Annotated in this window: 17 protein-coding genes and 1 tRNA gene; 9 read left to right on the top strand and 9 right to left on the bottom strand. The window is 45.9% G+C overall.

The window, feature by feature from the left end; translation table 11 throughout:
• Positions 1-31: 31 nt before the first annotated feature.
• Both IL_RS07265 and IL_RS07260 read right to left on the bottom strand, forming a co-directional pair.
• Positions 32-1,201 (bottom strand): M14 family metallopeptidase, encoded by a 1,170-nt coding sequence (locus IL_RS07265; RefSeq protein ID WP_011234662.1) that lies wholly within the window; start codon positions 1,199-1,201, stop codon positions 32-34.
• 8 nt (positions 1,202-1,209) lie between these two features.
• Positions 1,210-4,026, bottom strand: a complete 2,817-nt coding sequence (locus tag IL_RS07260; RefSeq protein WP_016341337.1) for a TonB-dependent receptor domain-containing protein — start codon at positions 4,024-4,026, stop codon at positions 1,210-1,212.
• A gap of 234 nt (positions 4,027-4,260) precedes the next feature.
• Here IL_RS07260 and katG point away from each other — a divergent pair, with 234 nt between their 5' ends.
• Positions 4,261-6,516, top strand: coding sequence for a catalase/peroxidase HPI (gene katG / locus IL_RS07255; protein WP_011234660.1), 2,256 nt, complete (start codon positions 4,261-4,263; stop codon positions 6,514-6,516).
• Positions 6,517-6,613: 97 nt separating this feature from the next.
• Here katG and dbpA read toward each other — a convergent pair whose 3' ends face one another.
• From dbpA to IL_RS07240, 3 genes are all read right to left on the bottom strand, one after another.
• A complete protein-coding gene (gene dbpA, locus IL_RS07250; RefSeq protein WP_011234659.1) occupies positions 6,614-8,038 on the bottom strand; it encodes an ATP-dependent RNA helicase DbpA in 1,425 nt (474 codons plus the stop codon).
• Between the two features lie 86 nt (positions 8,039-8,124).
• Positions 8,125-8,997 (bottom strand): DMT family transporter, encoded by an 873-nt coding sequence (locus tag IL_RS07245; RefSeq protein WP_011234658.1) that lies wholly within the window; start codon positions 8,995-8,997, stop codon positions 8,125-8,127.
• 163 nt (positions 8,998-9,160) lie between these two features.
• A complete protein-coding gene (locus IL_RS07240) occupies positions 9,161-10,321 on the bottom strand; it encodes a porin (RefSeq protein ID WP_011234657.1) in 1,161 nt (386 codons plus the stop codon).
• Between the two features lie 312 nt (positions 10,322-10,633).
• Between IL_RS07240 and IL_RS07235 the strand changes: the two genes are divergently transcribed.
• From IL_RS07235 to IL_RS07210, 6 genes are all read left to right on the top strand, one after another.
• Positions 10,634-11,797, top strand: a complete 1,164-nt coding sequence (locus IL_RS07235; RefSeq protein WP_016341336.1) for an iron-containing alcohol dehydrogenase — start codon at positions 10,634-10,636, stop codon at positions 11,795-11,797.
• Between the two features lie 11 nt (positions 11,798-11,808).
• Complete coding sequence (locus IL_RS07230; protein ID WP_011234655.1) at positions 11,809-13,170, top strand: hypothetical protein; 1,362 nt, start codon at positions 11,809-11,811, stop codon at positions 13,168-13,170.
• On the top strand, positions 13,160-14,536 hold the full coding sequence (locus IL_RS07225) for a sigma-54 interaction domain-containing protein (protein WP_011234654.1): 1,377 nt from the start codon (positions 13,160-13,162) through the stop codon (positions 14,534-14,536). Before IL_RS07230 ends, IL_RS07225 begins: the two co-directional genes overlap by 11 nt.
• On the top strand, positions 14,529-15,977 hold the full coding sequence (locus tag IL_RS07220) for an NAD-dependent succinate-semialdehyde dehydrogenase (protein WP_011234653.1): 1,449 nt from the start codon (positions 14,529-14,531) through the stop codon (positions 15,975-15,977). The genes IL_RS07225 and IL_RS07220 overlap by 8 nt, the downstream gene beginning before the upstream one ends.
• A 33-nt stretch (positions 15,978-16,010) precedes the next feature.
• Positions 16,011-17,045, top strand: coding sequence for a cyclase family protein (locus IL_RS07215; protein WP_011234652.1), 1,035 nt, complete (start codon positions 16,011-16,013; stop codon positions 17,043-17,045).
• Positions 17,046-17,266: 221 nt separating this feature from the next.
• Entirely contained in the window at positions 17,267-17,821 is a 555-nt protein-coding gene (locus tag IL_RS07210; protein ID WP_011234651.1) for a porin, read from the top strand.
• 263 nt (positions 17,822-18,084) lie between these two features.
• On the opposite strand, the gene IL_RS07205 is transcribed toward IL_RS07210, so the two are convergent.
• Positions 18,085-18,161: transfer RNA gene (locus IL_RS07205), tRNA-Val, on the bottom strand.
• A 195-nt stretch (positions 18,162-18,356) separates the two neighbouring features.
• Here IL_RS07205 and IL_RS07200 point away from each other — a divergent pair.
• Complete coding sequence (locus tag IL_RS07200; protein ID WP_011234650.1) at positions 18,357-18,620, top strand: hypothetical protein; 264 nt, start codon at positions 18,357-18,359, stop codon at positions 18,618-18,620.
• Between the two features lie 8 nt (positions 18,621-18,628).
• On the opposite strand, the gene IL_RS07195 is transcribed toward IL_RS07200, so the two are convergent.
• Positions 18,629-19,663, bottom strand: a complete 1,035-nt coding sequence (locus tag IL_RS07195) for a DUF3080 domain-containing protein (protein WP_011234649.1) — start codon at positions 19,661-19,663, stop codon at positions 18,629-18,631.
• 31 nt (positions 19,664-19,694) lie between these two features.
• Here IL_RS07195 and IL_RS07190 point away from each other — a divergent pair, with 31 nt between their 5' ends.
• Positions 19,695-20,303 carry a riboflavin synthase gene (locus tag IL_RS07190; protein ID WP_011234648.1) on the top strand — a complete coding sequence of 203 codons (609 nt, stop codon included), beginning with the start codon at positions 19,695-19,697 and terminating at the stop codon, positions 20,301-20,303.
• Here the strand turns inward: IL_RS07190 and IL_RS07185 are convergent.
• Both IL_RS07185 and IL_RS07180 read right to left on the bottom strand, forming a co-directional pair.
• A complete protein-coding gene (locus IL_RS07185) occupies positions 20,297-20,506 on the bottom strand; it encodes a CPXCG motif-containing cysteine-rich protein (RefSeq protein ID WP_011234647.1) in 210 nt (69 codons plus the stop codon). The genes IL_RS07190 and IL_RS07185 overlap by 7 nt on opposite strands.
• Positions 20,507-20,539: 33 nt before the next feature.
• Positions 20,540-21,433, bottom strand: coding sequence for a DMT family transporter (locus tag IL_RS07180; protein WP_011234646.1), 894 nt, complete (start codon positions 21,431-21,433; stop codon positions 20,540-20,542).
• Between the last annotated feature and the right edge of the window lie 99 nt (positions 21,434-21,532).

Below are 21,532 nucleotides of genomic sequence, written 5' to 3'. Positions count from 1 at the left end.
CGGTCAGTCAGCAAGGCCCTTTACGAAACCTTTAATCTAAGCGGTTAATTAAAGAGATCAGAGCGGCTTCCGCAACCTTTTTAATGTTATTGCGTTCTTCGTTGTCACTTACTTCATAGGTCACCGCGTGAGCGGCAAATTCATCAGCGATAAACTGCTTAAAAACACCACTTTCAGGATGAGCTCCGGGCTGATAATCAAGTTCTACTGAACCGACAAGTTCTTCAATTTCCTCAATCCAGTTGTAGACTCTTTGAGGGTTTCTCAAAGGCACGCCACTGCGGGGTTCGTAGTCTTCAGGCATGGTGTAAAACACATTTTTTCTGGTAGAATGGAAGTCAATTGCAAATTCAATTTTGCCGCCGTCTTTAACCAGCTTTTTGAGATAATTAGCCATGGCCTGAGTTTCCGGCAGGGTCAGATTTTTCCAGTCTCTGTTCATATCGATGCCTGCCGCGGTTAAGCGCCAGTTACCATGATAGACCCCATCCGGATTCATATTGGGTACCAATAGAATGTTGTACTTTTGTCGAAATTTAACGACGTAAGGCTCGTCGCTAAACAGCAACTCACCAAAATGCAGTAGTGCTAACGCGCCGGTAACTTCGGGAGGGTGTTGACGGCCAATTAAAATTATCCATTTATCGCTGGACTCAACTCTATGCTCCAGAGCTGCCAGGTTACGCCCTTCACTGGAGACACCAAGAGAAATAACTTCGGTCTGTTGCGGCTCTTTAATAAGACTACTGAGCCACTCAATATAATGAACGTTATCAATAATCTCCTGTCCGGCAATATACTCTTTGGTTTGGCCTGAAAGGGTTAATTCAAATTGAAGCGTGCCGTCGCCCTCAGAAAATGGAATTGCGTGCCAAATATCATCGCCTTCACTACGTTTGGGTTTATATCGAGAAACCCCTTCACTGGCGACCAAAGTAATATCGATTGTTTGGCTTGTTTCAGTTTTATTTTTTACCGCAAAAGCATACCAGGGACTTGGGTTAATTTTTTCCCGTTCAGGCTCCAGAAAAAGCTTGTATTGATTATCACCTGTTTTCTCACAATGGTTCAGGCGTCCCACAGCAAAATTGATAGTGAACTCGATCTGCTCAAAAGAGCAGTCCTCCGGTTTTTTATCCGTCTCTCCGGGCTGCTGAAGTGCTAACTGGCTTAATAACGCAACATTAGCTAGTGTGAGCATTTATACTCCTAAAATGCCCACGACAAAGTTGCGTATGTATAACGTCCACGATTTGAATGAACATCGGAAAAGTAACCGAAGCTTTCATCTGCAATGGGCGGGTTTTTATCAGCCAGATTGCGGGCACCGATTCGCAGACTTAAGCCATCGAGTGACTCCTGATTAAAATAGTAGTCGAGATAGATATCGGTTGTGATCCAGCTATCAATTGGCATCATGTCTCCATCCGACGTTGTAACGCTAGTTTCGTAAAAGTCATCAACATAGTTGACTCGTATACCCGCGCCCCAGTTCCCGAGATCCCAGTCTAGACGAGCAAACGAACGCCATTTAGGGTTGCCGTCCATTTGCCGTAAATCACCTGCGCCAACCACCGGAATGTCAATAGGAACGGCAGGGTTACCATTTTCCTGAGCTTCCAGAACAATGGCACTTATAGGGTCCGGGGTTTGCATAAATTTACGCAAGTGAGCTGCATTTAAGGAAAAGTTGAACAACCCAAATGCCTCACTGTTAACTTCATAATTAATACTGATATCGGTGCCGGAAATTTCCCGAACTTCAAGGTTGTCGTACTGATTATTTACGTAAACAACTTCCAGGTCATCGTTACGTATAACGGCTGGATTTGAGCTGCCTTGTGAACGCAGCAGTGAATCATAAAGTAAGTGGGTTTGGCTGTTTAAAATTCCGACAACGTTTTCTTGTTCAATTGTCCAGCGATCGACAGTAATAAGAAAGTTATCGAAAGGGGTAATGGCAAAACCGACATTATAAATTTCGTCGTCTTCTGGTGTGAGTTTGCTATTGCCGCCTCTAATCTCGGTTATGCTGTAGCGGTCATCAATAACAGGATCGGTTCTGGAATTGGTTCGGGAAACACTTTCCTCAACCACCTGAGGTAAGTTAGGTGCGCGGAAACCACCGGAGTACGATGCTCTTAATTGCAACCAGTCCATCGGCAACCAGCTAAGGGCGACTTTAGGTTTGGTTACGCTGCCGACATCGTTAAATCTTTCGTAACGAAGCGCCAGTTGCATATCTATGGTTTCGTGCAGGGGTACCAGGAGTTCAGTATAAGCTGAGAAGACGTTACGACTGCCTTCTGAGTCTGGTGTAAAGCTGCTTCCCAGAACATCGGAGTTGGTCATGAGCTCGCCAGTGACTTGATCGTAGAAAGGGCTAGAGCCATCCAGCAAGTAGTGACGATCATCGGCATAGGCTTCGTAGCGATACTCAACGCCTGCAGCAATACCAATGTCACCTGCGTACCAGGATGTAAGCACAGGGTTTGATAGTTTGAAGTCCCATTGCGCTAGTTCGCTGGTACTGTCGCGGGTTATGTCTTCGGTCAGCCCGGCTATAACCTCAGCTGAGTTATAGACTGACGTGCCGTTATTTAGGTTATCCGGGTTACCGCCAATAAATGGATTATAAGCTTCTTCTATATTGGTTGAGTTAATTGCCTCTTGCAGCGCACTCACGTGGATGCGGTTATAACCCGTATCCAGTGTGTCGGCTCTGGAATAGAGCAGGGCGGATTCCCATTCCCACTGTTCTGAGTAACCTTTTATGCCTCCCAGTAGACGGTAACTGGAGTCTTCAACTTCTATTCTTCTTGGGTCGACATCCATTGGCCGTATGTTGCGTAATGTTACGGTTTCGCCAAATGGGTTGTAAGCGGCATCTTCGCTAATAGTGAAGCGCTGCGCGGTAAGATTGGCATTTTGTTCGCGACGACGCTTGGATAGCGCCTCGTAGTACAAGGCCTCGCCAAAAAGCTCTAAGTTAGGCGCAAGAGAATGTGTGTAATAAGCAAATAGGTTTACCCGGTCTATTGCCGAGGTCATGCTCTGATCCTGAGCTGAGTCGTAACGCATATCTCTGGGAATCGAGCCTTCGGCAGCACAGACTCCATCAGACAAAGTTTGAAAGCAATCACCCATAGATTCCGGGCGAATATGGAAACGGCCAATATTTTCACCATCGTATATTGCCCAGGGGCTGGATAACGAACGGTTGTCTAATTGGGTATCACCGACAAAAGCCTCTGGTATTCTGTCGTTAAAACGACGGTCTTCGCTGGCTGAATATGAGCGCTCATTGGCGCCGATTTCATCACGGGTGTAATAAGCGAAAGACAGACTTAAATGGCTTTTATTGTCGTTAAAAAATACGCCGGTTGAACCGCTGGCAAGGTACTGTTGCATTGAAGTTCCTTCAGCGTTGCCGGCGCTCAGGTTTAACTGAGTTTGAGTGACTTCTTTTTTCAGCACATAATTAACGACACCAGCTACGGCATCGGTTCCATAAAGTGCCGAGGCACCATCACGAAGTACTTCAAGTCGTCTTAAGCCGGTTACCGGAAGCGTGTTTGAGTTTACCGTGGTAACAGGAACAAAGTTCTCGGTCTGGGTTCCCGGGTGCAAAACCAGGCGACGACCGTTGAGCAGAGTTAAGGTATTACCTGTGCCTATGCCTCGCAAGTTAATGGAAGCGACATCGCCACGTGCATCATTAACGCCACCAATAGATCGCTCGTTGTTAAAACTGATATCGCCCACTTGAGGAATAGAGCGAAGCAGCTCATCCCCAGTAACAGCGCCTGTATTAATGATGTCATCTGAATCGAGGATAGTCACCGGGAGTCGTCCGGCAGCTTGCGCCCCCCGAATATTACTGCCTACCACAGTAATTTTCTCTATAGCTTCCTCGTCATCTTTATTGCGCTCTTGCTGCATAGCCAGAGCCTGCGGTTGGAGAGCAAACGAACTTAAAGCGGCAAGAGTACAGAGTGATAAGTAGCTTTTTCTGTGTTTATTCATAATAAAACCTACACTGTTTTAACAATTAACTTAGTTGTAGGTATATACCCAGATCGTTATTTTTACCTCAATTTTTAAACATTCTTAACATATTTATGACTCAAATTTTTGGGTCAAGACTGACAATCCGATTATGGCAATCTATTTTTCGAGCCTATCTGAGCCCCCTAAAACACTGCGTTTGTTTTATATTACTGACGCACTTATTGTGTCTAACGAAAAGGGTAATTAATCATGTTTAAGAAAACAGTACCTTTACTTTCCGCTGTAGCGATTGCGATATCGTTTTCAGCCGGAACGGGTGTTGCAAATGCTCAGGAAAACGCATCTTATGAGGTGAATTCTCCAGAGCCTAAGTCGAACGATTTCTGGTGGCCAAATAAGCTCAATTTAGAGCCATTGCGTCAACATAGTCCTGAATCAGACCCTTACGGCGATGATTTTGATTATGCCGAAGCCTTCAGTCAGCTTGACCTTGAGCAGGTTAAAAAAGACATTGAAGAGCTGATGACCTCTGATCAGGACTGGTGGCCAGCCGACTACGGTCATTATGGTCCATTCTTTATTCGTATGGCCTGGCATGGTGCCGGAACCTACAGGGTTCAGGATGGCCGCGGCGGTGCGGCAGGCGCTCAGCAACGTTTTGAACCTTTGAACAGCTGGCCGGATAACGTCAGTCTGGATAAAGCGCGCCGTCTGTTATGGCCAGTCAAACAGAAATACGGAAGAGATATTTCATGGGCTGACTTGATGGTGCTAACCGGTAACGTTGCGCTTGAGTCTATGGGTTTCGAAACTTTTGGTTTTGCCGGCGGACGTGAAGATGCCTGGGAACCTGATATTGTTTACTGGGGCCCCGAAAAAGAATGGTTAAAGGGTGATGAGCGTTATTCAGGCGATCGCGAACTTGAAAACCCTCTGGCCGCTGTTCAGATGGGTCTGATTTATGTTAACCCCGAAGGCCCTAACGGCAAGCCTGATCCTTTACTGGCTGCGAAGGACATCCGTGACACCTTTGGCCGCATGGCAATGAACGACGAAGAAACCGTTGCTCTGATTGCCGGTGGACATACCTTTGGTAAGGCACATGGTGCGCACAAGCCAGAAGAATGTTTAGGCGCGGAACCCGCGGCTGCAGGTGTTGAAGAGCAAGGTCTGGGCTGGAAAAATAAATGTGGTAAAGGTAACGCCGAAGATACCATTACCAGTGGTTTAGAGGGGGCGTGGTCAGTGAACCCGACAGCCTGGACAACTCAGTATCTGGATAACCTGTTTGGTTTTGAGTGGGAACAGACTAAGAGTCCAGCCGGTGCTATTCAGTGGATCCCTGTTGATGGTCAGGCGTCTAATTTAGTTCCTGATGCTCACGTTGAAGGCAAGCGTCACGCACCTATTATGTTTACGACGGATCTTTCGCTAAAAGAAGACCCTGAGTATCGCAAAATTGCTAAACGCTTCCATGAAGACCCTAAAGAGTTTGAACTGGCGTTCGCAAAAGCCTGGTTCAAATTGACGCACCGCGATATGGGGCCTAAACAGAGTTATCTTGGTGATATGGCTCCGCAGGAAGATCTTCTGTGGCAGGATCCAATTCCTGCAGTCGATTTTGAACTGATTAACGAGAATGACGTTGAGCAGCTTAAGGTTGCAATTCTGGACTCAGGCCTTAGCGTGCCTCAGTTAGTTCGTACGGCCTGGGCTTCGGCATCAAGCTTCCGCGGTACTGACATGCGTGGCGGTGCTAACGGCGCTCGTATTGCATTAGAGCCTCAGATGAACTGGGAAGCGAACAACCCGGCTGAGCTTAAGAAAGTGCTGGATACGCTGAAAGGCGTTCAGGAAGACTTTAATGATGAGCTGTCCGGCGACAAGTACGTGTCTTTGGCTGATGTTATCGTTTTAGGCGGCGCTGCGGCTATTGAAAAAGCGGGGAAAGATGCCGGTTACGATGTGACGGTACCTTTTGAGCCGGGTCGTACTGATGCCTCTCAGGAAATGACGGACGTTAACTCGTTCTCGTTCCTTGAGCCTAAAGCTGACGCATTCCGCAACTACTATGCTGAAGGCAACCGTGTTTCACCAGCTCAGCATATGGTAGATAAAGCTGACCAGCTAACCTTAACGGTACCGGAAATGACGGTATTAGTGGGTGGCTTACGTTCGCTGGACGCTAATTATAACGACAGTGATCATGGTGTTTTCACAGACCAGCCGGGCACGTTGAATAATGACTTTTTCGTTAACCTGCTAAGCATGGATAACGAATGGAAAAAGTCATCGGACAACGAAGCGATATACGAAGGCTTTGATCGTAAAACTGGAGAACAGAAATATACTGCTACGACGGTTGATCTGATTTTCGGTTCAAACTCTGAATTGCGTGCTGTTGCAGAAGTGTATGCAATGAGTGATGCAGACGAGAAGTTTGTTAACGACTTTGTTCAGGCATGGACGAAAGTCATGCAGTTAGATCGCTTTGATCTGAAATAATAGTTAAGCGTGTGAGCGGTGGTATTCTCTTCAGAACGAAGAGAGTATCACCGCTTTTTACATTGTCATTTAAGAGAGCAGGCTGAGACACCGCGAATTAAAGTACTTTTGCCCGAAACTTCTTACCTTTTATTTTATTATTATTGATAAGCCCTAAAGCGTGCTTAGCCAAACGGGAGTTTACCGCAACAAAACCAAAGGTACTTTCCAGCTTTATTTTTCCAATGTCGTCAGCACTTAAAACGTTATCCTTCGTTAGGGCGCCAACAATGTCACCCGGTCTCAACTTGTCCTTTTTCCCGCCACTGACTTGTATGGTCGACATATTGGCTTTCAACGGTCTATTGTTAGACAGCGCTGGCGCAGGTTTTACCTGAATGGGTTCGGCAAAAGTATCCTCAAGCAAGCGCATTTTATAATCATCTTTTTCCGCAATTAAGGTTATTGCGACGCCTTCTTTGCCCGCGCGTCCAGTACGACCTATGCGGTGGGTATGAGTGTCTAAATCATGAGCCATATTAACGCTAATCACTAAATCAAGTTCGGCGATATCCAGCCCACGGGAAGCGACATCGGTTGCAATGAGTACGCGAGCACTGCCATTACTAAATTGTATAATCGCCTGATCGCGATCTTTTTGTTCAAGCTCACCATGCAGAGCCAATACGCTGAATTTATTGGCCCGAAGTGTGTTAAAAATGTCTTTTACTTCGTTCTTGGTGTTGCAGAAAACCAGACAGTTTTCGGGTTGATGATCGCCCAGTAAATTCATTACCAGCTGTGCGCTGTCTTCATTATTCATGGCATAAAAGAGCTGCTCAATTTGCGGCTTTGCCTGCTCTTGAATGGCCTCAATATTTCTAGCCTTAGTTGTCACCTGTTCTGCTAAGGCAGCGATATTTTTAGGGTAGGTGGCACTGAATAATAGTGTCTGTCGTGTTTTTGGAATGTGTTTAACGATGGCGTTCAGGCTGTCCTGAAATCCCATTTCTAACATTCGGTCGGCTTCATCAAGAACCAGAGTCGTCAACATAGACAAATCAACATTGCGCTGCTCAAGATGATCAAGTACCCGCCCGGGTGTGCCAACTAAAACATGAGCGCCATGCTCAAGCGAGTTGGTCTGAATACGTGATGGCTCGCCACCGCACAGGGTCAGTATTTTGATATTAAGCATTGACTTAGCCAGCTTACGAACCTCGTCAGCAACCTGATGGGCGAGTTCACGAGTAGGGCACAATACCAACGCCTGTGGCGAAAAGCTTTTTGCCTCCAGCTTTGCCAGCAAAGTCAGCGCAAAAGCGGTGGTTTTTCCTGAACCGGTATCAGCGCGAACAACGGCGTCGGTGTTATTTAAAATGACCGGCAAGCTTAAGGACTGCACCGGTGTCATTTGTTGGTAACCAATTTCATCAAGCCGTGTCAGTAACGCTGGCGGCAGGTTCAGTTGATTAAAGTGAAGGAGTTCAGGTGAAGTCTCAGAAGTGTTATCCGAGATATTTTCAGGCGTATTTATAGGCATTAAAGGGGCCACTTTCTGTGTCAGGTTTCTGTGGTTATTGTAACAGGGTTCCGGACAAATACACTGAGGTAATCTGAGCAAAAGCTTCACTGTTTGCTCGAATAAACACCCAGCGCAGTGACCGTAGCCAGTATTATCAGCATTCCTAGTACCTGCGTGTAAGCCAGCACCTCACCTAAAATAATCACGCCGAATAGCGCTGCCGTAACGGGTTCTATTGTCGCCACTATAGATGCCAGCGCGGGCAATGTTCTTCTCAGCCCAATAATATAAAGAATAAATGATGCGCCACCGCCCAGTACTCCGAGAATAGCAAAGAGCGGCCAGTCTGCTGAGTTCACGACTCTGCCGGCTTCCTCTATATCAATTAATGTCCCCAGAGCCAGTGTCAGGGTAGAAAATGCGATTGCAAGAACCGCCTGCGGACTACCTTGCCTGGCGGCGTATTTAAAGCCAAAAATAAAAAGCGCCAGTGACATACCTGAAAGAAGTCCGGCTATGACGCCTATAGGAGTAATACCACTGCTGTCGATTTGATACACACGGGTGAGCAATACGACACCAGCCATGACTAACAATATTGCAGCACATTTGCTTAACGTGGGGCGTTCAATTTTAATAGCGAAAGAAATTAGGTAAACAAATATGGGGGCGCAATACATGAGTGTCGCTGCAACGGCAACGCTGCTCTCAGAAATACTGAAGAAATAAAAAGCGAAATTTCCGGAGACCCCAAACCCGGCGATGATAGACCACAACCATAACTTACCGTTAGTGAACCCACTATTGCGAGGTCTTAAAACCAACCACATCAGCACAAATATAAGCCCGACAGCACCCCGGCAAAAAGATACTAAAACGGCATTCCAATCGTCGTTGATTAGAATGCCGGCTATTCCGCCGGACAGTCCCCAGAACAGCGCCGCTGACGCCACCAGTATGATGCCTGAATTCGTCATTGCTTCGGTCAACTTCTGTTGGAGTGCTGAATGAACCTAAAGTATTGAATTTAGAAGACAGGAAGGAGATTTTCAAATGGTGCTTAGCTACTAAACTGCCAGTTTGACAGTCATTGCTCTGAAAGCGCGAGCAGTGACTGTCTATTGAAAATAATGCTAATGATTAAAATGACAGCGCAAAGCCGATACTGAAAGCTTCGTTTTTAATGCTTTGGTTCATGTGGTTTTCTGCTTCTAGCGCCGACACTTCAGCCGAAACCGTAAAAATTTCCCATAAGGTGTGATAAACGGCAGCGCTGACTTTTGTTTGTTGTTTGACTTGCTCTAAGCTGTCTACGCCAGCTAAGTCCACTTTTGACGTGCCATAATTCAGGCCAACTTTGGTTGCACCAAATTGATGGGTTAGCTGTGTAAACCAGCCTGAACTGTCGCGTGGACTGCCGTTGATGTCAGCAGCATCAATTAATAAGCCATAATAGCCCAGGCCTGACGCATCAAAAGCTGAGAGTGATAACCGAGTGTCATCAAGCTGAATGGCGGCAGTGATATCGATTCCTTTTGCATTGTAATCATCAAGTGAGGTACTGACCTTTTGATTATAGAAAGTTGTTGAAATAAACCCGTAATCGTAGTTATAGCGAAGCCGTCCATGAAGTCCAGGGCGTTCAGAACCTGAATCGCCAACATAACCATTACCGCCGAAACTGACAGAATCTAAAGGTTGAAAAATGCCGATATCAGCGTGGAAGTTTTCTCCTAGTTCACGACTGTATGTAATTTGAGAAAGTCGGTCGGCAAAAATATAGCCATAGCCCGCGGCACCCAACGAGGTATTTAATGGGCTGCGAATTGAGGCCGGCGCACCGACACCGCTCAATGCCATATCCTCTAAAACGACATCAATGCCAAATACTCCATAGCCGCGTCCGACTTTTAACGTTCCGACATCGTCATTTCCTACTGTAAAATACGCTCGGTAAGCCCGATTGTCTCCGTTGCCGTTAAAGGCACTGTTATCAGTAGATCCTGGCTCAATTGCTAAAAATGCTTTTATATCGAAATCATGTGTCTGAGTTGTTGCTGAGAATTGAAAGCTGGAGGGGCTGTATCCATTTGATACTGACGTAGCATCTTCACCAATACATAGCAGCGCGTTTCCTGCGACGGTATTATCAGAGTCGTCACAGCTTGCGTATACCGCATGTGCATTGATGTAGCCGTTAAAGTTGAAATCCCAGTCCGGAGTTGTCTGCGCTGCTGAGCTTCCACTGATTAACATTCCTGCAATACTTAGCGACCGGTAAATAGTGTATTTGTTATTCATTTTTATAATCCCTGGTTTTTTATTATTTGACTAATGTCAGCGGTTTGAGTAGCAATGCTTGTGCCAAACGGTGGGCTTCGAGTAACTCTATGTTTTTTATGATTTTTTAATGTATTTACATTTAACTATTTGATGAAATATCTCATCAAATATTGGTGTATTGATGATTTAATTCATCAAGATATTTTAATTTCAGCAGGTGAAGTCACGTAAAGTAATTTAAAAACAAAGGGTTATATAATTTTGTTGTGAGTGGTACGGGTTTTGCTACAGTTTATTGACATAACTTGAAGGTATAGATGAAGGAAATCTATGACAGCTAATAGCGTACAGGTTTTTAAAACGGCGGGACGATTGCTTACCGGCTCAGGAGCAAGTAACCAGCTATTTTCCGAGATGTGCAGGCTTAACTTGAGGCATCCCTTAATTGTGACGGATAAAGGCGTACTTGATGCCGGGCTAATCCAACCTATTGTTGCCGAACTTAAAAGTCAGGGCATTACGGGTATTGTTATTTACTCTGAGATATCAGCGGAGCCAGAAACCCATGTCGTTGAATCGTGCCGTGACGTTTTCATTAATGAAAGCTGTGATGGGATTATTGGAATTGGTGGCGGCAGTGCAATGGATACCGCAAAAGCCGTTGCGGTATATCAAAGTGAGAAGAGAGCTTTGAACGAACTGTTTGGCGAGAACAATTGTGCGCGGCGAACCGTGCCTTTAATTTGTTTACCGACCACCGCAGGAACAGGCTCCGAAGTCACTAATATATCCATCCTGTCAGACGTAGAGGCACAACTGAAAAAGGGGATTGTCAGCGATGAACTGCTGCCGGATGTGGCGATTGTTGCACCGGAATTGACGCAGAGTTGCCCGCCATCTGTAACGGCAGCAAGTGGCATTGATGCATTGGTGCACGCCGTAGAAAGTTATATTTCTAATTTTGCTTCAGATATCACCCGGGCGTTATCAGTAGGCGCCATAAAAATGATCGTCAACGCCTTGCCCGATGCTTATCGACGTCCTGACGATCTCGACGCAAGAGAGCGTATGGCTACCGGTAGCTTAATGGCTGGGTTGGCATTCGGAAATGCAGGAGTTGGTGCAGTACATGCCTTGGCTTATCCCCTGGGCGGGCGTTATCACTTGTCGCATGGGGTTAGTAATGCACTGATGTTCACTCACGTCATGCGCTGGAATCTATCATCCTGCCCAAATGATTTTCTCAATATCGCGCTGGCGATGGGGGCCGAGGCAACGATTAGCGAAGCCGACGCAGGAGACTTCGTTATTGAGAAACTTGAATCCCTCTGCCGGGCTGTCGAAATTCCGGGCGGATTAAGAGAGTTTGGTATTGAACGCAGTGATCTGCGTTCAATAGCTGAAGCGGCGAGTGGTGTGACTCGTTTATTGAGAAATAATCCTCGTGAACTTAGCGTCGATGATATCGAAGCAATTTATCAGGCCGCTTACTAAAAGGACTCATTATGTCGTTATGGAAACAACGAAAAGACGGGGCTGAAGCACCTTTCTGGCCTATGGGACCATTCAAGGTCAGATTGCCATTTCTGCACTATCGCTTTGAGTGGCCAGACTATCTGCAGGGATTATTAATGTGCGCCGTCGATTTGGCGGCAATATCGTTAATGACCGAATTACTGGGAATGCCATTTGAAGCGGCATTAGCGGTTGTTTTGATTAATGGCGCGTTTTATTTGTTGCACCATTTATTGGGCGACCCTGTTGTTCCAGGATGGATAACGCCCGCTATTCCTTTATTGATGATGTACGTATCGACCTTTCCGGAGGGGGAAGCGAGAGTGCATGCTTTGATAGCGTTTCAGATGATGCTGGGACTTTTTGCTATTGGGCTGGGAGCATCCGGTGTTGCAAAACGGGTAGTACAGCTTATTCCCAGTGCTATAAAAGCTGGGATCATCATGGGCTCCGGATTAGCTGCGGTAGCGGTAGTATTTGAGGAGGGAGGCCGTTTCGAATCCTATCCGTTTACTATCTCAATTGCGGTTGGCATTGCTTTTTATCTTATTTTTTCACGTCATTTTGCGACGGTTCAGAATAAACACTGGGTTCTTCGTGCACTGGGTAAGCTCGGCATTTTTCCCATTATCGCTTTGGCTATTGTGATTGCACCACTGGCTTCAGAAGCTCCATGGCCAGATATCGAATGGGGCATAACATCACCTGACTTCGCAACCTTATTCGCGCATTACACCGTTTTTGGTGTCGGGCTACCGCCTCTCAGTATGTTTTTAACTGCCATACCAACGGTGCTGGCAGCTTATATTGTGCTGTTCGGCGATGTGTTACAGAGCAAAGCTATTCTGGCGGAAGCAGATGAGATGCGTCAGGACGAAAAAATTGATTACAACGCCGATCGCGCGCATCTCATTTTTGGTGCCCGCAACTTTGGTATGAGTATTATTGGCCCTGATGTTGCGATGTGCGGACCGTTATGGGCGGCAATGCATGTGGTAATTGTTGAGCGCTTTAAAAAAGGGCGGAAAGCTATGGACTCCATTTTTGGAGGCGCGGGTTCTTTTCGCTGGGGAACCAATACCGGCCTTTTACTTCTGCCGGTGGTTAGCTTAGTTCAACCGATTCTGGGAATTGCTTTAGCTCTGACTTTGCTTATACAAGGCTACGTCAGCGTTCGTATTGGCATTCAGGAAGCAAAAACGGAACGCGACCTGGGCATAGCTGGAATTATCGGGGCAATTCTTGTAGTTAAAGGAGCAACCTGGGCTTTCGCTGCAGGGCTGCTGTTATGTTTTTTGCTATATGGCTGGCGTTTGCGCGCACCTAAAAAGGAGCAGAGCGATGTTCGGTAGCGATAGGTTACAGCGTGTATTAGATGCGATGAGCGACGGTGTTTATATCACCGATGGTAACGGCATTACGATAACGGTTAATACGGCTTATGAGCGTATTACCGGTATTCCGAAGGAAAAGCTTCGGGGGTTACATATGTCCGAAGTTGTGAAGCGTGGCTATATTTCGCGCTCGGTATCTTTGGAGGTTTTGAAAGAAAGAAGACCTGTTACTTTGACGCAGGACGTAAGTAAAGAGCACCAAATTTTAGTTTCTGGTACACCAATGTTCGACTCCGACGGGCGTATTGAATACATCGTTACCACGGTTCGGGATGTCACTGAGCTGCTAAAAGCTAAAAGAGCGCAGGAAAAGCTGGAACAGTTACTGAGCTTACGAGAGCAATATGGGGCTTCTGTTTCAACCGATGGCCATAAAGAGCCTTTTGTCATTAGTCGGCAAATGAGAGCTTGCTATGATCTCGCAAAACGAGTCGCAAGCTCCTCTGCAAAAGTGTTGCTACAGGGAGAAACAGGTACCGGGAAAACACTGCTTGCACGGACTATTCATAGTTACAGCAATGTCGCTAACGGGCCTTTTATTGAATTAAATTGTGCCGCGATGCCAGAATCTCTGCTTGAGTCTGAGTTATTTGGTTATGCTTCCGGGGCGTTCACCGGAGCCTCAGAGAAAGGCAAGACAGGGTTACTTGAGGCGGCTAATAATGGCACTTTGTTTCTTGATGAAATTGGTGATTTGCCACTAACTCTTCAAGCCAAGTTACTTAAAGTTATTGATGAGAAGCGGTTTTTACCGGTCGGCGCGACATCGTTTAAGCAAACGAACTTTCGGTTAATTTCTGCAACACATCATGACTTAAAGAAACTTGTTGCCGAAAGTCATTTTCGGGAAGACTTGTTATACCGATTAAGTGTGGTACCGATTGAACTGCCTCCCCTGCGAGAAAGGATGGAAGAAATCCCCGTACTGCTTGAACATTATCTCAACCATTTCAATGAAAACTATGAGCTGGACTGTCGTTGGCATGCGGATGTGATTGCTCGTCTTAAACAATATGAATGGCCGGGCAATATTCGCGAGCTGATTAACCTGACAGAACGATTAATGGTGACTTCTGAACAGTCGCTGATCACAACGGCTCAGTTACCTATAGAAATAGCAACTGACAGGCCGTTAGGGCGTGAAGGTTGCTCGCTAAAAGAGCAGGTAGAGATGCTTGAGAAGAAAGTAATTGAAGAGGCGTTATTGATACACGGTACGACGCGGGCGGCAGCCAGCGCTCTGGGAGTTGATCAGTCGACTTTAGTTAAAAAACAAAAACGCTGGCGCATAGAACAAAAAAGGGACTTACCGAACGATGAATAATGAACAAGTTTTACAGCCCGATAATGTGGAGTTAATAAAAAACAGCCGGGTTGGCACGTCAACAAAAAGCTCAATAGCTGTTGATGATCCTGCAACTGGACATGTGATAGGTCACGTACCCGATTTAACACCGAGGCAAATTTTACGTGCTATAGAGTCTGCGGAAACCGCTTTTTACAAGTGGAGAGACGTTCCTCTCAGAGAGCGATGCGAGAAGCTGTTCCGCTGGTATCAACTCATGCATGAAAAGGAAGAGGAGCTTGCTGGCATTTTGACCAGTGAGCAGGGTAAACCATTATCTGAGTCGCGAGGCGAGATACGTTACGCAGCAAGTTACATTCAATGGTATGCGCAGCCAAGCCTGCAAGACCAGGGGAGCGTTCTGCCGTACTCGTCAATCGATGAATCGATGATAGTTATTACTGAGCCGGTAGGTGTTTGTGCTGCGATAACACCCTGGAATTTTCCTGCGGCGATGATCACGCGAAAAGTTGCGCCGGCACTGGCGGCTGGTTGCACAATGTTGGTGAAACCAGCTCTTGAAACCCCACTGACAGCAATTGCAATTGCTGAGTTAGCGATACAGGCGGGGATTCCCGAAGGTGTTTTAAGCATTGTAACCGGCGACGGGGAGGCTATTGGCAAAATATTCAGTGAAAGTGCCGTGGTCAGAAAGTTAAGTTTTACCGGCTCAACTCGAGTCGGGCGTTTACTTATGGCTTCATCAGCTTCAACGATTAAGCGACTCTCACTTGAACTCGGCGGAAATGCGCCTTTTATTGTTTGTGAAACCGCAGATGTCGAGCGTGCAGTGCAAGGAGCTATCCAATCAAAATTTCGCAATGCGGGGCAGACCTGCGTATGTGCCAATGCCTTTTACATTCATACCAAAGTTTATGATGAGTTTACTGAGAAGTTCATCGCCTGCGTGAATCAACTCATGTTGGGTAACGGCAAAAATGAGTCCGTCGATATTGGTCCATTGATTAATGAAAATGCACTCGAAAAAGTGGAGCAGATAGTCGCAGATGCAGTAAAAAAAGGTGCCGTAATCGCCTGCGGCGGAGAGCGGTGGGTAAACTCAGAGCGTTGGTATTACCCGACTGTGTTACTCAATGCTGATAGCTCTATGCGTTGTGTGAATGAAGAAATTTTCGGGCCTGTTGCACCTATTGTTCGATACAACGATGAGACAGCTTTATTAGAAGAACTCAGACAGCAACAAACCGGATTAGCTGCTTATTTTTACAGCCAGAACTTAGGACAGGTTAACCGTCTTTCGAGAGCTCTTGAAGTTGGAATGATTGGTGTTAATAGCGGCGTTATATCTGACGCGGCAGTGCCTTTTGGCGGCGTTAAATCGTCGGGGATAGGCCGTGAGGGCGGGCGTCATGGAATTGAAGAATATTTGGAAACTAAGTACATCAAACTTAGTTATTAATATAAGCGTTAGAACAACAAAAAAGGAAGAACAATGAAAACTATAAAATCAGTACTATCAATGGCTTTAGCTACCGCACTTATGAGTGCCTCGGGAGTTTCGTTGGCTCAGACCAGCGATATTGAAAACCTTCAAAAAGATATGCCCAAAAACTGGGGGAAATGGGGCGATGACGATCAACTTGGAGCCCTTAACTACCTTGATGAAAAACAGGCCTTACGTGGTATAAAAGCCGTTCGTTCAGGTGAAACTTTTACGTTGCAACTGCCGATTACTCATGGAGTGGGACCTGTGTTCCCGGGACGCGTTCCGGCTATGCACTTCATGACGCAGGACGAGAGTATGTACAGCGTAAATAAGCTGGATGAGCTGGCCGGTGGCGTTAAGTACTCAGACGATGCAGTTTTTATGTACTTACAGGGCACGACGCACATGGATGCACTAGGTCACGCCTGGTATGGCGATAAAGTATACGGCGGGGTATCAGCCGATAGCACAGTGCATGGACATGATCATGTTGATGTCGGTGTATTAGCTGAACACGGTATTGTTGGCCGCGGAGTACTGCTGGATGTCGGGCATTTGAAAGGTGGTGACGTAGGACGGCTGGCACCGGGCTCATGCATTACGTTACAAGACTTGAAAGATACGGCAGAAGCGCAGGATGTAACCGTTGAAAAACGCGATATTTTGTTAATAAGAACAGGATCTGTAGGGCGTTTCTATCAGGAGGAACCAGATGCTGAGTGGAGCGCAACAACAGAGCCCGGCCTGTGTTATAGCAAAGACCTGATCAAATGGATTGATAATATGGAGATACCCGTGATTGCGGCTGATAACCTGGCAGTTGAACTTGTACCGCAAAAGATTGAAGGTAAAGATTATGTGATCCCGCTGCATGGGGCGCTTATTCGGGACTTAGGTGTGGTGTTGAGTGAGCTTTACTGGCTGGACGATTTAGCTGCAGATAGCCTTGAAGACGGTCAATATACCTTTATGTTTACTGCCGCGCCTTTAAAAATGGAGCGAGGCTCGGGTTCTCCAATTAATCCTATCGTTATTAAGTAGCTTTTCACTCGAGAGTATGCAGGTATATCTACCCGCATACTCTCTTTGCTTTTTGTCGTAAAAAATGTCGATAATCATATGATTATCAACTAAAAAACAACAAAAAATATAAGTTTATTTCGTTATTATTACATACATTGCTTCGCTGAATGAAGCAGTGCTGCCTGGCAGCTCGGAAGTAGTAAGTGCGGGACACGCACGACATAACGGAGTATTAAAGAATGAAAAAAGCAGTATTAGCTACACTTATCGGCGCCGCGTTATTTAGTGGTGCAACTTTAGCCGCAGACCAAGGTTCTGACTTTGATCGCGTAGAAGCACGCTACATTGACGCTAGTGATTTTGATGGCGATGCTTTCGGTCTTAATGGTCGTGTAATGCTTGACGAGTCTATTTACTTGACGGGCGATTACATCCACACTAGTGACCACGGTCTTTCATCTGACCAAGCTCTAGTTGGTGTTGGTTATAAGCATGACTTTACTGAGCAGCTTGCGGGTTTTGTCGATGCTAACCTAGCTTATGCGGATGCTTCTGGTATTGATGATGATTATGGTTATGCAGTGCAAGCTGGTGCTGTTTATCGTTTAAACGAAGCGGTTGAATTTGGCGGTTTAGTTCGTCACCTCGACATCTATGAAGATGATTACCAACAATTTGAATTGTCTGCTCGTTGGTACATTAACAGCTCATTCAGCTTAAGTGCAGCTTATGTAGATGGTTTTGACAGCGATACAGATGATAGCTATTTCATTGGCGCTGCTTGGCACTTCTAAGCAATCCAGTTAAACCTGCTGCCTGTCGTTTTAGACGGGCGGCAAAATTTACCCTAAAAACTTCCCTTACCTTCTTAAAGCCCGCGCTAGTTAAACTTCGATACAAACAATGTTTCATTTCAATTAAGAAATTCACAGACAGAACCTGTCCAGGCTTTAGTCGTTGTGTTTCCATTAAAGTCAAAGTAAATGAATAAAACTTGGGGGTATTTTAATTAACAGAGTAAAAGTATTTTTCTATGGGTTAAGCCGGGCGCTTAGAATGGTGCGTCCGAGTAGACTCGAACTACCGACCTCTGCCATGTCAAGGCAGCGCTCTAACCAACTGAGCTACGGACGCACTTTATGGGGAATGTCGTTAACGACGGGCGGTATATTAGTGATTTGCGCTCACAGGTGCAAGTGATTTTTTACTAAATGCATTTGTTTGTCGAAATTCTATTCAGCTTTGAATAACTGCGCTTACCTTCTTAAGAAGGCTTTTGCTAGAATGTTCACTACACTCAGTTTTTACTGACGAAAAAGAGGTGGTTAAATGTTTACTTTTTTACGAGTAATACGTGCCGTTGCAGGGCTTCTTTTTTTGGCGACCATCGCCGGCATTATTGCACAGCTCGCTTTTAATATATTACATGTCGATATTTTGATGCGCTCTTCCGTCATTGTTGTTATGGCGGGGGCTCTACATGCCGCGTTCTGGCTTTGGGTCTTTATTGGCTTACGGTACGTTATCAATGAAATTCATCAAAAAGAGCAGGGTACGCCACACCCTGGCCTAACTAAACACTGGCATCTTTAAGCGAACCGCTAATCCAGCCCTGGTGTAAAGTCACAGGCACTATAGAATTTTTGCCATGGGCGTACAAAATGCACTGATGCATCGGTTAGCTTTTTACTGAGTGTACCGAGTTCTGCAATGTAAGCTTTTAGCTCCGGTTGAGGGGCTATACCTGCGAGGTTCTCCAGAGTCATGAGTAAGCGCTGATGCTGTTCAATCAATTCTGCTATGTCACTTTGCATTTCTTTGAGGTAAATGGCGTTAAAAGCTTCTTTTAGTGCTAATGCGTCATCTGGCACTTTTCCATTTTGACAATAAACTGACTTAGGAACTTCAGGCAGCAGCTCGGTCATTTTCTCCAGTTTATAAGAGTAATCTAGCATAGTACGGAACAAGTCAGGAAGGTAGTCACTGCGCTCTAAACGACCGAGCATCTCTATTAGCTCATCGGGGGCATCTGCTTCTTTTGTGTAGCTCCAACGCTCTAAAATGCGGGTAAATCGCTCCAGCGCATTCACAGCGTAGTTGTACTCCGTCACATGTATTTTAGGTAACGAATTATTACCAACAGACAGAGCTTTTCTCAGCCCGTCGTCACGAGCGAAAGCATTTGCCAGGCTGTTCTGCAGTTGAGATTCCTTATGCACTAATGCTTCTTTCAATTTATCTTTAACATTGGTTGATTCAGGATGCTCAATGCATTTCTTCAGTGCCTGAATCATATTCAGGTCAGCATGATAGCGGCTAAACCCATCTTTTAGCTTTCCCAGTGAACTGTTGTTTTCAGCAATTAGCTGGCCTAACTGACAGTGATTAAGCCGAAGACTTTCCAGTAAGCCCATGCTTCTCCGCTCAATATTTCGGGTTAGTGGGCGCTTGCCCGGATACTGGAGCTGAGGTTTGGGGGCTTCTATTGAGTTATTGGGGAGTTTTAGTGTACTTTGGACACGGCTATGCAGTGCATCTGCGTATTCCGTTAGACCCTGGTCATCTGAGCAGGCCGATAACCCTAAAGCGACTAACGCATAGCCAAAAGAGCGGAAAATCAGTACACTTCGCTTCATTGTATTATTCCTTGCAATAAGGTTCTTATCGATGTTTACCGGTATAGTTCAAACCCAAGCTACGATATTTTCAGTCTCCGACCAAGGATCTTTTCGACATCTGGTTGTTAAAACTGAACCCCAATTTCTGCAAAACCTGGCTATTGGTGCAAGTATTGCCATAAATGGTTGTTGTTTAACTGTGGTTGAATTTAGCGATACTGAGGTGCACTTTGACGTTATTGATGAAACCCTGCGACTAACAAATTTAGGGCTGTTAGGAGAGGGAGACAAGGTTAATTTGGAGCGGTCACTAAAAGTGGGCGATGAAATTGGCGGGCATGCAGTTTCAGGTCATATTCACTGCCAGGGCAAAGTGAATAAAATTGACACCTCTGAGAATAACGTTGCTATGTGGATAGAACTACCAGAGCAATATACCCCGTACTTGTTTGCCAAAGGGTTTATTGCGGTTAACGGCGCCAGTTTGACGGTAGGTCAGGTTGAAGCTAATTGCTTTAGTCTGCATTTAATTCCGGAAACTTTGCGCCTGACCAATTTGGAATCAACGCAGGTGGGTGACAGTCTGAATATTGAACTTGATCAGCAAACCATCACTATTGTTGAAACAGTTGAGCGTGTGCTGGCTAAACGTCAGTAAAACTGCTCATCGTTACCATCTACTTTCACCCGTGCCTGCTGGTTAACTTCATCAACTTGTAACTGAACATGAATGAGGTCACCGCAGGCAGCACATTCTTCCTGATAATCCTGATTTCCCTCTGAGGCATCAATATCTAAAAAGGTATTGTGCCCACAGTGCGGGCATTTCACCGGCACACTTTGTAAGTTTTCTTCGTTCATAATTCACTCGTCACTATAAAGTCCTGCTTGTAACTATAGAAATAAAATACTGATTCCGCCCAATGCGATTAAAGCTCCGGTTATGGAACGCGAGGTAATTCGTTGTTTTTTCAGTAAAGAAATCGGTATCAAAAAGAGTGGTGCGGTGGAGAGTAAAGTCTGGGTAAGGCCCGGGTTGATATTGGCGATAGAAATTTGTTGTAACCAAATAGCCAGGAACGTACCGAACACAATGGCGCCGAGTAGCGGCAAAGGGTTAATAGAGCGAACTTGTTTTATGATTGCGTTGTACGCGCCTCGTTTCGAAAGTCCGACAATTATGGCGAGTAAAAAGGAGCCGGCGGCAAGACGCACAAATGCCGCATCAATAGCGTTTACGCTGGATTGCTTTAGCACCGCAAAAGCCATGACTAAACCGGTAGCCTGACAGAGTGCGGCGCCGCAGCCGAAGAATATACCTGATAATGAAAGCGCAGGCTGTTTGTCTGGGGCTTTTTCAGTAACGACCCACAGAACACCGCTTAAGGTTATGACCGCACCGGTAATTTCAATGGTGGATAAACCGTCACTTAAAAACGCCCAGGCCATGAATGCAGCTATTGGTGGTGCCAGATATTCCAGCAACATAGCGTGCCAGGGGCCTAAACGGCGCAGTGCAGCAAAATGACAACTGTCGCCAATGGTAATACCTATAATGCCGCTTAGGGCGAGTAACCACAGGCTAGAGCTTAGCTCTAATGAGTTACCCAGCAACAAACTCATTATCAAAAGCAGGGGAGTGGCAACAACGCCTTTAACTAAGTTCATTTGTAAGGGCGAGAAGTGGCTACCGGCACGGTGGTACAACACGGTGGCGACAGCCCAGAAGGCAGCTGCTAATAAAGCGGCAAGTTGCCCGGTTAATTCTCCAGTAATGTCTGATGTCAAAACAGGCTCGGCGGTTGCTCAAATGTAAGCGGTCGATTATAGTAGCCTCTAGCGTTCGATGGTACCGAACGCAAAAATTTCGTAGGTTTTTTCTATAAA

The sequence above is a fragment of the Idiomarina loihiensis L2TR genome (genome assembly GCF_000008465.1).
Taxonomy (GTDB): Bacteria; Pseudomonadota; Gammaproteobacteria; order Enterobacterales; family Alteromonadaceae; genus Idiomarina; species Idiomarina loihiensis.
The sequence above is the reverse complement of the archived record's forward strand: the minus strand, read 5'-3'. Positions and strand labels throughout refer to the sequence as shown.